This window comes from Microcoleus sp. S13_B4 (assembly GCF_036700885.1).
In the GTDB taxonomy this organism is placed as follows: Bacteria; Cyanobacteriota; Cyanobacteriia; order Cyanobacteriales; family Microcoleaceae; genus Microcoleus.
In genome coordinates, this window is the sequence record NZ_JAUBPU010000010.1 from 58,054 (window position 1) to 70,679 (window position 12,626).

At 47.9% G+C, this 12,626-nt stretch carries 10 protein-coding genes and 1 pseudogene; 4 read left to right on the plus strand and 7 right to left on the minus strand.

What is annotated here, in order from left to right:
- Nucleotide 1: 1 nt before the first annotated feature.
- From QT994_RS08530 to QT994_RS08540, 3 genes are all read right to left on the minus strand, one after another.
- On the minus strand, nt 2-1,216 hold the full coding sequence (locus tag QT994_RS08530) for a divalent metal cation transporter (RefSeq protein WP_333173401.1): 1,215 nt from the start codon (nt 1,214-1,216) through the stop codon (nt 2-4).
- Nucleotides 1,213-1,608 carry a hypothetical protein gene (locus QT994_RS08535; protein WP_333173403.1) on the minus strand — a complete coding sequence of 132 codons (396 nt, stop codon included), beginning with the start codon at nt 1,606-1,608 and terminating at the stop codon, nt 1,213-1,215. The genes QT994_RS08530 and QT994_RS08535 overlap by 4 nt, the downstream gene beginning before the upstream one ends.
- A gap of 163 nt (nt 1,609-1,771) precedes the next feature.
- Nucleotides 1,772-2,566, minus strand: coding sequence for an SDR family oxidoreductase (locus QT994_RS08540; protein WP_333173406.1), 795 nt, complete (start codon nt 2,564-2,566; stop codon nt 1,772-1,774).
- A 312-nt stretch (nt 2,567-2,878) separates the two neighbouring features.
- Between QT994_RS08540 and cax the strand changes: the two genes are divergently transcribed.
- A complete protein-coding gene (cax, locus tag QT994_RS08545; RefSeq protein ID WP_333047585.1) occupies nt 2,879-4,000 on the plus strand; it encodes a calcium/proton exchanger in 1,122 nt (373 codons plus the stop codon).
- Nucleotides 4,001-5,101: 1,101 nt separating this feature from the next.
- Nucleotides 5,102-7,168 carry a serine/threonine-protein kinase gene (locus QT994_RS08550; RefSeq protein ID WP_333173409.1) on the plus strand — a complete coding sequence of 689 codons (2,067 nt, stop codon included), beginning with the start codon at nt 5,102-5,104 and terminating at the stop codon, nt 7,166-7,168.
- Nucleotides 7,169-7,266: 98 nt separating this feature from the next.
- Here the strand turns inward: QT994_RS08550 and QT994_RS08555 are convergent.
- From QT994_RS08555 to QT994_RS08565, 3 genes and pseudogenes are all read right to left on the minus strand, one after another.
- Nucleotides 7,267-7,719, minus strand: a pseudogene (locus QT994_RS08555) (GUN4 domain-containing protein); the annotation flags it as partial.
- 144 nt (nt 7,720-7,863) lie between these two features.
- On the minus strand, nt 7,864-9,537 hold the full coding sequence (locus QT994_RS08560; RefSeq protein WP_333047579.1) for a calcium-binding protein: 1,674 nt from the start codon (nt 9,535-9,537) through the stop codon (nt 7,864-7,866).
- 79 nt (nt 9,538-9,616) lie between these two features.
- Nucleotides 9,617-10,252, minus strand: coding sequence for a transaldolase family protein (locus QT994_RS08565; RefSeq protein ID WP_333173411.1), 636 nt, complete (start codon nt 10,250-10,252; stop codon nt 9,617-9,619).
- Nucleotides 10,253-10,689: 437 nt separating this feature from the next.
- Here QT994_RS08565 and QT994_RS08570 point away from each other — a divergent pair, with 437 nt between their 5' ends.
- Nucleotides 10,690-10,917 carry a hypothetical protein gene (locus QT994_RS08570; RefSeq protein ID WP_333173413.1) on the plus strand — a complete coding sequence of 76 codons (228 nt, stop codon included), beginning with the start codon at nt 10,690-10,692 and terminating at the stop codon, nt 10,915-10,917.
- Between the two features lie 185 nt (nt 10,918-11,102).
- On the opposite strand, the gene QT994_RS08575 is transcribed toward QT994_RS08570, so the two are convergent.
- The gene (locus QT994_RS08575; RefSeq protein WP_333173416.1) at nt 11,103-11,762 is read right to left on the minus strand and encodes an ElyC/SanA/YdcF family protein; all 660 of its coding nucleotides are present in this window, start codon (nt 11,760-11,762) and stop codon (nt 11,103-11,105) included.
- Between the two features lie 96 nt (nt 11,763-11,858).
- Between QT994_RS08575 and QT994_RS08580 the strand changes: the two genes are divergently transcribed.
- A complete protein-coding gene (locus tag QT994_RS08580) occupies nt 11,859-12,530 on the plus strand; it encodes an aminotransferase class IV (RefSeq protein WP_333173419.1) in 672 nt (223 codons plus the stop codon).
- Nucleotides 12,531-12,626: the final 96 nt, after the last annotated feature.

Genomic DNA, 12,626 nt, shown 5'->3' on the forward strand with positions numbered 1-12,626 from the left:
ATCAACCTCCAAGCACTTCTAATGGAATGGCGACGAGCGCTAGCACAAAAGCCAGAACCATTGTGAAAATGGTGATACTATTACTGAGCCAGCCGTTGCAATGGTCGCCCACATACTCGCGATCGTTCATCAAGACCAAGAACGGGATAATCGTCACCGGTAAAATTACGGCAGTCAATGCCATGGAAAATAAGGTCAGTTGCAACGGATCGATTCCCACAACCATCAGCAGTGATGCCAGAAATACAAACACTGTGTAAACAAAGCTGAAACGGGCTGCCTCTTTGGGATGCAAACTTTCACCCCAGTTCCAACCAAAGGCCTGCGCCACAATATAAGCCGTGTCTAAGCTAACTTCCAAAGCCGCTCCAAAACAAGCAATGCCCAGCGATGCAGCAAACAGCACAAATCCCCAATATCCGAAAGGTTGGGTCAACATCAAAGCTGCTTGTTCGTAGCTGTCTACTTGAATTCCTCGCGGGTGCAATACCTGTGCCGCCACAATCAGCACTCCCAGCGAGACGACACTACCAAACCCCATCCCTAGCCCAGCAACTGCACGATTTACACCGAGATGCGATTTATCCCATTTATCTTCAACCGCACCCGAGGAGTAGAAGTAAAACAAATACGGACTAATTAATGCGCCGAGGATGCTGACGGCAATAAACAGATAATGGGCGGTGTCTTGTTGGGGTACGGTTGGCAAAAGTCCTTCAGCAACCGCAGGTAATGCTGGACGAAGCTTGAACGTTGCCACCACAAACGCCAGTGTAATCAGTCCTAGGAAGGAAATGCCGTTTTCAATCAAGCCAAAAGTTCCCTTCCAAAGCAACAGCCAGATTGCAAAGGCAACGGGTAGCGCCCACCATTGAAAGCTAATGCCTGTTACGAGTTGCAGCGCTATACAGACGCCGCCAATTTCAGCACCCAGCACTAAAAAATCGACGATGACCTCGGCAATCAACGGGAATATGAAGAAATTGAAGCCCAATCTTTCGCGAACGGCATCTGCCAAAGTGTGTTGGCTGACTGCCGCGAGGCGACCTGACATTTCGACTAAAGCGATGACACAAATCGTGCCTAGAACGATCGTCCAAATCAACTGAAACTCGAAGCTAGAGCCTGCTTCTGCGGCTGTGGCGATCGCTCCCACATCTAGGAAGCCGCCAATACTGGTGACAATACCCAAGGCAATTTCCCGAATCTTGTTCACGACCGGTCTCCCTGGGCTTTTAGCAATGCTTCAAGCTGCTGTTGTTCAGTTGCAAGCTGCACCAGAGGTGTGGCGATCTCCGCTTTGCGGTGCTGCTTGACGGTGGTTGTCATCTGCTGAAGCGTTTGCTGTAACTGGTATATCTGTCTTGGCAAAGTAGGAGAGTCAGTCAAATCTTTGGTTTCCTTGGCAATTTCCTGCTGGCTCTTTTCCAAGGTCTGTTGAGCATAGAGGTCGGGAATGCTACCCTGTTGCCAAGTCTCTCCCACCATACGAGCGGTCGCTGTCCAAGATTGAACCGTTTTCAACGTTTTGACCAACTGATCGTGGGAGGACGACTGACTACAGCCAGCTAGCACCAGCAGCAGACTGGCGAATAAAGCTTTTTTCATGGGTGGCGATCGACTCCTCTAAGCAGTTTTACTAATATTTTCCTGCTTCAAATCGGCACTTAACAGCATCCTTAGAGAGATTTATCTCTTAAGAGAGGTTGGAATTAGTCCTAGAAAAGAGGGTGTTCTTAACTGATTTACGATCGCCATCTTACAAATCGGGCTAAACGATTGATCGCACAACACCGCCATCGACTCGCAAAGCAGCTCCGTTAATAGCAGATGATACCGGACTGGCAATAAATGCGACAAGTGCAGCCACCTCCGAAGTCTCGGCAAAACGCTGAATCAGCGAAGAAGGGCGAGTCTTTTCAAAGAACTCTTTCTCCACTTGTTCGCGAGTCACCTTTTGGTTTTCTGCCAATCCTTGAATGAAATCTTCTACTCCTTCCGATCGCGTCGGCCCCGGCAGCACTGAATTAACAGTCACATTGGTGCCAACAGTCGTCTCTGCCAAACCGCGCGCGAGAGAAAGCTGCGCCGTTTTCGTAACTCCGTAGTGAATCATTTCTGCTGGAATGTTGAGCGCCGATTCGCTAGAGATGAAAATAATCCGCCCCCAGTTCTTTGTCAGCATTAATGGCAAATATTGTCGAGCCAGCCGCACCCCGCTGATGACGTTTACTTCCAGAATATTCATCCATTCGCGATCGGAAATATCCTCAAATGCTTTAGCGCCATAAATTCCTAAATTGTTTACCAAAATGTCAACTTCCGGGACTTGCTGAAATAATTCCTCGGCTCCGGTTGCCGTTCCCAAATCGGCAGCGACACCTTGAAGTTTGGCATCGGGAGCAATTTCTTTGATTTGGTTGATCGCCCTTTTTACCCGTTCTTGAGTCCGTCCGTTAACGATGACAGTTGCACCTTCTTTGGCGAGTTCTGTGGCAATTGCCAACCCGATTCCGGCAGTTGAGCCGCTTACCAGTGAAATTTTACCAGAGAGTTTTAGTTCCATTTTTGTTGTTCTCTAAGAGGTATTTTAGTCGGCGGAGGTGGACTTTATAGTTTTAGTTGCATTTTTGTTGTCTAAGAGTTATTTTAGTCGGCGGAGGCGAACTTTGTTTGTGGATCATCGGGATTCTATTGGGTGGTTTAAAAGTGAATTTTTAACCAGACGTTAACATCACACAGTCCGTAACGAATAGCGATCGCCCGGTCCAGGGCGATCGCCGCCCAGCTTTGAAACACCCCCAATTCCCTAACCCAACCCATTTTTAAAATTTTCCCACAGGTTATGATTGACGGTTGGCAGCTTTTGAGAATCTAAATGCTAAACACAAATACAATTATTTCCAGCCTGCTGTTATTTATCCCGGTTTCCATCGCCGGACACTTTCTCGGTTGGGAATCCTCCACAATCTTCATCACCTCGGCCCTAGCCATCATCCCTCTAGCCGCCTGGATGGGTACGGCCACCGAAGAAATTGCCGTCGTCCTCGGCGCCAACTTGGGGGGTTTGCTGAACGCTACCTTCGGAAATGCCACGGAACTGATTATCGGCATCGTCGCCCTCAACGCCGGACTAATAGATGTTGTCAAGGCCAGCATCACCGGTTCAATTATGAGCAACCTGCTGCTGGTGATGGGATTTGCCATGCTGCTGGGCGGCTTGCGCTACAAAGAACAAGAATTTCAGCCGATAGTCGCCCGGTTGAACGCTTCAGCGATGAACTTAGCCGTGATTGCCATTTTGGTGCCGACTGCAGTTAATGCCACCTCTACGGGCATCCCTGCAGAAACTATGCAGAACCTTTCTAGCGCTGTTGCTATAGTCCTGATTGTCGTCTACGTGCTGACGCTGCTGTTTTCGATGAAAACCCACAGTTATCTGTACGATGTAGGGGTGGCAGAAATAGAAATGCTCGAAGAATTAGCCGAAAGTAACTTAGCACCAGATAGTCCTGACCACAAAGTCAATCTGCCGCTGTGGATTGGGGTGCTATTGGCCTGTACCCTGATGGTAGCTGTCGAGTCAGAACTGCTGGTGGGTACTCTAGAAGAAGCAACGGCGCGTTTGGGACTGACATCACTATTTACCGGGGTGATTTTAGTGCCGATTATTGGCAATGCGGCCGAACATACGACGGCGGTGACGGTGGCGATGAAAAATAAAATGGATTTGTCGGTTTCTGTGGCCGTGGGTTCGAGTTTGCAAATTGCTTTGTTTGTGGCCCCGGTGTTGGTTTTGGCAGGTTTTGTCTTGGGCAAACCGATGGACTTGAATTTCAACCCGTTTGAACTTGTAGCGGTTGCGGTGTCGGTGCTGATCGCCAATTCTATCAGTTCTGACGGCAACTCTAACTGGCTAGAAGGTACTTTGCTGTTGGCAGCTTATACGGTTTTGGCGCTGGCGTTCTACTTCCATCCGGTAATTGAGGGACTTGTTTAAAATGCTTTGTTCTGCTGAAGGAAGAGGGAAGAAGGAAGAAAGCAGATTTTTTCACTCCCTCACTCCCCCACTCCCCTACTCTCACTTCTTTCTTCGAGAGTGGTGGTTGCGATCGTACAATTGAAATGTAGCTCCCCTCTCGTTATTAGTTCTGGTGTGTTTGTACATTATGTGCTCTCATCAGGGATTTGTGACCTCGATCGGCTATGACAAACAACAAAAACTTTGGCCTCAACCCGATCGTTAGATCGCAGTGCCCCCGGTTATAAAAAAACACGGGATGCTGAAGTCAAGCGAGACTAAAACCTCTCTTGACTTCAGAGACGCTGCAAGATTTAAATAAAGGGTGCTCATGAGTCTTTTACTAGGTGTGCTACGATCGTCATAAGTTGAAAATTGAGTTGGACTAAATAGCCAAAAAGTTCACCAAAGTTAGTCATACTTAACTTGACTGATTAACATTCGGGGAAGTATGATTAAATCAATGCCGAAAAAAAGGCTTAATTATCTGGGAGAGTAAACCGAGCGTGCAAGTCAAAACTGACCAGCCTGTAAAAGGTCGAACGGGAGCCCGCGTTTCGTTAAATTGGTTGAAAATAGTGGATGACTCCTGGCTAAAAGCTTCAACTAAAATTAATTCAATTAGGGTGGGCTACATCCGAATTAACGCCTGTGGACAAGAAAGAGCCGACTCCCTTGGGTGAAGCAGGAAACAGACCCTTCAGGAGTAATTCTGATTGAATGGTGAGGCTTAAATAAGTTTAACCAAGTTTTGTGTAGCAGTAAACGACGGTCGATTTAAAACTGACCAGCCTATAAAAAGGTCGAACGGGATACCACGATTCGTTAAATTGGTTGAAAATAATGGTTAAACAATGGCTAAAAGCTTCCACAATAATAAATACAGACTGCAAAAATAGGGTGCTGCTCCACCCGAATTTACGCCTGTGGACAAGTAAGAGCCGACTCTCTTGGCAGAAGCAGGAATCAGACCCTCTAGAAAATACTTCTAGTTGAATGGTGAAGCTTAGATAAGTTTAGCCAAGTTTTGTAGAGCAGTGTCAAAGTAAAACTTGATAGAGCAACCTCAATCAGGGTTATGTGGCTTCTGTGAGTTATTGCCTCAATCCCAAATGCCCGAATCCCTCCGATCCAGCCAACTCTGGCAAATCCGCGTGTATCCACTGCGGGTCAGAACTTTTGTTGCAAGGTCGATATCGGCTAGTCGCCCCTCTCGGAGGCGGCGGCTTTGGCAGAACATTTGAAGTGGACGACAACGGCGCCCGAAGAGTGCTCAAAGTCCTGCTCAAAGAACATCCCAAAGCTGTAGAACTGTTTAAGCAAGAAGCCGACGTATTGGTCAGGCTCAGACATCCAGGTATTCCAAAAGTCGATCGCGACGGTTATTTTATATTTACGCCAGCTCACAGCACAGAGTCTTTTCACTGTCTGGTGATGGAGAAAATTGCTGGGGCCAATTTGCAAGACTGGCTGAAACATCGGGGCCGCCCCATCAGTCAAGAACAAGCTGTGAACTGGCTCAAACAACTGTCGGAAATTTTAGACCAAGTTCACCGCCTCAACTATTTTCATCGGGATATCAAGCCGCACAATATTATGTGCAAGCCAAACGGGCAGTTAGTGCTGATTGACTTCGGGACTGCTCGGGAAGTTTCGGCGACTTATTTCGCTAAGGTGGGCCAGGGGCAAAATGTGACTGGTATTGTTTCCCCGGGCTACACGCCGCCGGAACAAACTAATGGCAAGGCTGTTCCGCAGTCGGATTTTTTTGCTCTGGGGCGCACTTTTGTTTATTTGCTGACTGGAAAGCCGCCGACTGCGTTTCCAGAGAACCCGCGCACGGGCCGATTAATGTGGCGCAAAGGAGCTCCTCAGGTTTCCGACGCCGTGGCTAATGTAATCGATTACCTGATGGCGCCTTTTCCGGGCAATCGGCCTCAAAGTCCCCAGATGGTTCTGCAGTGCTTGGAGGAAATTAATCTCGACGGCGCGGAAAGTCAGTTGCCTACTCAGTTGCCGACGACGGGGCAAACTAAACTTCGCGCAACTTCCGGGGCGCCTGATGCGAAGAAGCAGACTTCTGTAAACCGCCTCAGACCTCTGAATTCGGGATTGAACAAGGCCGAGAAAGATGTTTTTGATTGGAAAAAGAAGTTGCTGGCGGGCACGGCTGTTTTGATGGTGAGTATTGGCGCGTCTCAAATTTACGGTTCGCTGCGTTATGGGGTGTTCCCGGCAAACCCGGTGTGGCTGCTTTCTAGTTTACCTAGCAGTCAGTTTTTGCAAAAAAGTTTGGATAATTTGGAGAGTGTAAATGCGATCGCCCTGTCGCCTGACGGCCAAAATTTGGTGAGCGCAAGCTTAGGGACAATTAGAATTTGGGATTTGAAGACGGGACGGGTGCGGACTCTCCATTCGGTGCATTCTAAAAAATCGGTCAATACGGTGGCGGTGAGCCCAGACAGCTCGATTTTGGCCAGCGGGGGCGACGACAATAATGTGATTCTCTGGGATTTGAAGACGGGGCGGCGGACGCGGACGATTCCCGCTCACAAAGCCCCCGTCAACGCGATCGCTTTTAGCAGGGACGGTCAAACTCTGGCTAGCGGCAGCGATGACAAAACTGTTCGCTTGTGGAATGTCAGAACCGGCAGCAGGTTGCGGACTTTGATCGGCCACGCCGGAGGAGTAAACGCGATCGCTTTGAGCCGGGACGGTAACACTCTGGCTAGTGGCAGCGATGACAAGACTGTGCGTTTGTGGAATCTCGATACCGGAGAAGTCAGAAGAATTATCACAGGTCACGGGGGCGCGGTTAATGCTGTGGCTTTTAGCCCAAACGGGAAAATTGTGGCTAGCGCTAGCACCGACAATACGATCCGCTTGTCGAACGTGCAAGACGGGAAGCGCACCCGCACTTTTAAAGGGCATTCGGGCGGGGTGAGGACGATCGCCTTTAGCCCGGACAGCCGCACTTTGATCAGCGGGGGCGAAGATATTATAGTGTGGGATTTGAAGACGGGAAAAGAAAGAAGCACTCTTTCTGGTCACAGTCAGTTTGTGAGTTCTGTTGCTATTGCCAGAGATAGCAAGACTTTTGTGAGCGGCAGTCCCGATCGCACTATTAAGATTTGGCGAATGCCATAGTCCTACTATTTTAGATTTTAGATTGAAGAGGCGAGGCGATCGAGAAATCCCATCCCGACTCCGACGTGGAAGTCTGGGCATTCCCCGCCCTACAACTGTTACTTGCCGCAATTGGCAAAAGTAGAAAACAGGTTAAATTCTGTAACCCTCCACGCTTGCCATGTCTGCGCGCCCGCAAAAAGACTGTACCTAGTTATGCTTTTATCGCTGTCAACATAACTTTGCCAACTTAATGAAGCAACAGTTGGATACTGGGCAGGAAACTCCCCTGGTATAGGACTTACTTGCGAGCTCATGTTCCATCCTACTTGCTTGCTAAATTCTTGAATTTGACCTTCGCAAGTGCGACAGCTAGAACCGCCCACTTTCTGCCAAATCTCTAACTGTGGAGTCAATCCATATTTGCCATTGCTCGATTGCATCCACAGCCGATCGATCGCGCGGAGGTTCGGACAAGACAGATTGGCGGAGTTGTTGCGGATCAGAGAAACTGTTTCTTGATCTGCTTCGTACCATTTTTTTGCTTCTAATAAGGATTGAAGTTTGCTGAATTCGCTGTTGCTTTCTTATGAATGAGCGGTAAATGCTGGTTGCAAAACTGCAAGAAATGTGCCTATTAATGCGAGGGATTGTTTGCCAAGTTTAATCATGTTCCCTGAGTAAAAGTGGTTTAACAAGTAATCAGTTTACCATCTCTAGACCGAGATGAAATCTTCAGAGCCGATGAGATTGGGAGCAACGCCTGTCAAAGCAGCTAAAACTTCACCGCTGCTGGCTACTCTAATTAATGTGCCGTTAGTTCCAGGGGAAATTGATAGCTGTCCGAAGGTCAAGCCATTAATTAATTGAATGGTATCTTGACCATTGCCGAAATCAGAGATTGTATCAACTCCCAACCCAGCACCTAAAACAAACACATCCTTGCCCACGCCACCCACTAGATTATCGTTGCCCAAACCGCCGTTGAGAGTGTCAGAACCTTTGCCGCCATACAGGATATCGTTGCCGTCGCCGCCATTTAAGACATCATTAGCCCGCAAACCGGTCAGCACGTCATCACCTTCCACACCGTTGATGATATCGTTGCCACTGGTGCCAGTCAGGTTGTCGTTGCCGTCCGTGCCGTTGATGACGTTTGGAGTGCTGCTGGTGTCAGCAACAAAAATGTTTCGGTAATTGCTAGTCTGCCCCGGCACGAGGTTGGAGGAATTTGAATCAAAAGCTACAAACCGCCCGTCGCCTGAGATGGAGGGATTAAATGCCTCCCCCGGATTGCCTGCTGAGTCTACAGAGACGTTGGTGGTGGTATTGGTGAGCGTGTCCCGCACCAAGATGTCGCTAAGGGGAGCCCCCACTATGTTGAAGGCATATGACTCAAACGCCACAAACCTCCCGTCGGCTGAGATGGAGGGGTTGTCGGAGTCAATGTTCCTGTGATTGCCTGCTGAATCTACTGACACGCGGGTGGTGGTATTGGTGAGCGTGTCCCGCACGAAGATGTCTCTCTCATCGTTGGTATCCCCCGGCACAAGGTTGGAGGCAAAAGACTCAAAGGCCACAAACCTCCCGTCGGCTGAGATGGAGGGGCTGTAGGAGACACTGTTCCCCTGATTGCCTGCTGAGTCTACTGACACGCGGGTGGTGGTATTGGTGAGCGTGTCCCGCACGAAGATGTCTGTCTTATCGTTGGTATCCCCCGGCACGAGGTTGGAGGCATCAAATTCAAACGCCACAAACCGCCCGTCGGCTGAGATGGAGGAGTCGTTGAAGAAGCTAATACCGTTCCCCTGATTGCCTGCTGAATCTACTGACACGCGGGTGGTGGTATTGGTGAGCGTGTCCCGCACGAAGATGTCGTTTCTCTGGTTAGTATCCCCCGGCACGAGGTTGGAGGCCTCAGAAGTAAACGCTACAAACCGCCCGTCGGCTGAGATGGAGGGGCGGTCAGAGAAACGGTTCGCCTGATTGCCTGCTGAGTCTAATGACACGCGGATGGTGGTATTGGTGAGCGTGTCCCGCACGAAGATGTCTTGGCTCGGGAAGGAGTCTGGGCTACTGTTAGTATCCCCCGGCACGAGGTTGGAGGCATAGGACTCAAACGCCACAAACCGCCCGTCGGCTGAGATGGAGGGCCTGCTGGAGCCATTGTTCGCCTGATTGCCTGCTGAGTCTAATGACACGAGGGTGGTGGTATTGGTGAGCGTGTCCCGGACGAAGATGTCTGTCTCATCGTTATTATCCCCCGGCACGAGGTTGGAAACACCAGAATCAAACGCCACAAACCGCCCGTCGGCTGAGATGGAGGGGGTGTAGGAGTTACTGTTCCCCAGATTGCCTGCTGAGTCAACAGAGACGGGAGTAATAGTCATAAGCTCTCACATTTAAGAGTATAAGAGTACAAGTTTGGAGATTCCCTAATCTTACTCACAACATACAAGATAGCAAAGCTCATATTCCCAGCCCGTTTTTGGCAAATTCATCAACAGTTTGCTGTGATAATTCATGAAGTGTCATTGCCTGCAACACGTCAAAAGGCAATGTCAAATGATGGGCGCCAGCTAATAAAGTCTTGACCGCTTCTTCCGGCGACTTAATGCTAGCTGCCAAAATTTCAGTATTAGTTCTCTGCAACACATTTGCCATATCCCGCACTAAGGCAAAACCGTCTCCTAGGAGTCGGGTGGCGCGATTCACGTAGGCGATCGCATATTTGGCCCCCGCTTCTGCTGAAACAACGGCCTGGGCCGCGCTGTAAATAGCTGTCACCGCGCAAGGAATGGACGGTGACAAATGCGCTACTGCTTGGAAACCCGCAGCCGTTGCTGGAACTTTCAAAACGGTTTGCCGCCCGATCGACGACTCAAAAGCAGCTTTTCCTTCTGCTACCATGCCATCTACATCAGATGCCATTAGCTGATAATACACTTCCCCAGGAATCAGTTGTGCCAGTTGTTTAAGGGTTTGCTCAGGAGATAACTCGCTTTTTGCCAAAAGTGTCGGATTAGTAGTAATTCCCGCTATCCATCCGAACTTGCTTGCCCGTGCGGCTTCCGCTACAATTGCAGTATCCACATAAATTGCCATCGGCTCTACACCTTCAGTTTGTTAATAATTTCCAGACACTTGCTTTCAGATTGAGATAAATCCGAGCAAAATTAATTGTTAAGCTTTAACAATATCAGAATCTCGGAAATATTACTGTTAAGTAAATATAACAATTCAGTGATGTGCATCATCGGTAGTAGTGCGTGATTTTTGAATTCAACGAAACTTACGCTCAGCACTCCCGTTTATTACAAAACATTCGTGGAGGACGACAGATCTGCGAATCAACCTCGTTTTTGAGGGGGATTGGGGAAGCGAGATTTAAGATAGCTAACAACTGAAATCACAACTTTTAAGTCAGTTGGTAACTGCGATTGTCGGGTAAGGAATACTTGACTCGCCAAATCCCGGATACAAAGAAATTAGATTTGTATTAAGGGTTATGTATGCAATAACTCCAGGAGGTGACTCAGAAAATGACCGAAGAAAAAAATCAGCAGCCACAAGTCAGCCTTGAGACATCTTCTGAACAACCTCAGTTGGAAAATTCAGCAGAAACCGCTGAAGAATTATCGATAAATCTTAAGTCTCAAACTCTGTCTCAAGCGGTTGAAAATAACGCCGAAGAGCGTTTGAAGGCTCTAGGCCGCTTAATGATGGTGAGCCTAACTTGGTCGCTGGCGGGGCTTTCCAAACGCGAGTAATTTATGGAGCGCTACCGCAACGGGCGAGTTATGATTTGTGAGTTTTGTTGTAAGTTTTGAGTTAAACAAAACTTACAACTCCCGGACTTACATGATGTCCGGTTAATTGTAATAAAACCAGTTTTTAGTGAGAAATAAAGTCCTTGCTTTAAAGACTAAAGTCTTCAACAGATCACTCATAACTTTTATTGAATTCCTTCAAAGGGCCCCAAAAAAGTCGGTTTCGGACGGGTAACGCGCACTTGCCAAAGCGCTTTAAGCACTGCAAAAAATTCGCGGACACTGTAGGCAATCATGGTATTTTGGTGAAATTTGCCCCAATCCGGCGTTCCTAAGCCGATCGCCTCTACGCCCAACTGGCGGCAGGTATAAACAGCGCGGGCTAAGTGAAAGTTTTGCGTAACTAAAACAGCTTGCGTTATGCCAAAAATCTCTTTCGCCCGGTAGCAACTTTCATAGGTGCTAAATCCGGCATAATCGAGAATGATATTATTAGTCGGTACGCCCTGGGCTTCGGCGTACTCCTGCATTGCTTTGACTTCGTTGTAATCGGCGCTGCTATTGTCTCCTGTCATCAAAAGTTTGCCCGCTCGCCCCGCTTTGTACAAATCGACGGCTGCTTGCACTCGATCGGCTAACATTGGGGTGGGAGTGCCGTCTTCCCAAACTCCGGCACCGAAAACAATGGCAATTGGTTCAGGGGGAATCTTAGCTACATCGGTGCGTAGGTAGTTGCTTGTAACTAGCCTGACGTAGTAGTTGAGGGCTAGAGGTGCGATCGCTGAGGTTAATATTAACAGCCCGATGGCAAAGCGCCATGGAATTATAAAGGATTTATGCAACATAAATTCAAGTTAACTTCCAATATAATTACACAAACAACCACCTTCGCCTGTCTCAAAAATGTCTAGTTACGGAATTTACATTATATTAACAAAAATATGATTCAACAACAGCCAAGCTTTGAATTGCTGGAATCATTTTTATGGGAACCAAAAAACGGCTATTTTTTGCTAGACAGACATCTTCAAAGATTAGAGCGATCGGCTAATTATTTTAATTTCCCCCTATCACTAACAGAAGCAAGCAAAGCTTTACAAGAATTAAGTATGACTTGCGGGTCAGTCAAACAAAAAATACGGTTAACAATATCTAGTGAGGGAAACATAACATTACAAGCTCAGACACTAGATAGCGGTATCTTAAAAATCGGTGCATCTGTGGGAATTGCCCGCAAACCGATCGATTCTCAAAACCCATTTCTTTACCACAAGACAACTTACCGATTGCCTTATACAATGGCTTTGGAGTCGCAGCCCGAATATCAGGATGTCTTTCTGTGGAATCAAGATGGAGTTATCACCGAATCCACGATCGCCAATATTGCGATCGATACACCCGCAGGTCTAATCACACCTCCCGTCAAGTGCGGTTTATTACCGGGGACGTTTCGTTCTCAACTTTTAGAGGAGAGAAAAATCAGAGAAGAATTAATTACCTTAGATGATTTGCACAGTAGCCAAACTCTATTTCTCATTAACTCCGTTAGGGGTTGGATACGCCTCAAAAAAGAAGCAAGCCGAGATGTTTGGAAAGTTGTAAGTAATGGCTGAGATAACGCTTTCAATCGATTTTAGTAGGTGCGAACTGTGCATCTTACTACTACAGATAGTGTCAAAATTGACTCATTACCTAAGTCCTGAAAGTGT

Bases quoted from the DNA above. Each gene is read 5' to 3' on its own strand.
- QT994_RS08535 (WP_333173403.1), bottom strand. From the start codon at position 1,608: ATGAAAAAAGCTTTATTCGCCAGTCTGCTGCTGGTGCTAGCTGGCTGT.
- QT994_RS08540 (WP_333173406.1), bottom strand. From the start codon at position 2,566: ATGGAACTAAAACTCTCTGGTAAAATTTCACTGGTAAGCGGCTCAACT.
- cax (WP_333047585.1), top strand. From the start codon at position 2,879: ATGCTAAACACAAATACAATTATTTCCAGCCTGCTGTTATTTATCCCG.
- QT994_RS08560 (WP_333047579.1), bottom strand. From the start codon at position 9,537: ATGACTATTACTCCCGTCTCTGTTGACTCAGCAGGCAATCTGGGGAAC.
- QT994_RS08565 (WP_333173411.1), bottom strand. From the start codon at position 10,252: ATGGCAATTTATGTGGATACTGCAATTGTAGCGGAAGCCGCACGGGCA.
- QT994_RS08570 (WP_333173413.1), top strand. From the start codon at position 10,690: ATGACCGAAGAAAAAAATCAGCAGCCACAAGTCAGCCTTGAGACATCT.
- QT994_RS08575 (WP_333173416.1), bottom strand. From the start codon at position 11,762: ATGTTGCATAAATCCTTTATAATTCCATGGCGCTTTGCCATCGGGCTG.
- QT994_RS08580 (WP_333173419.1), top strand. From the start codon at position 11,859: ATGATTCAACAACAGCCAAGCTTTGAATTGCTGGAATCATTTTTATGG.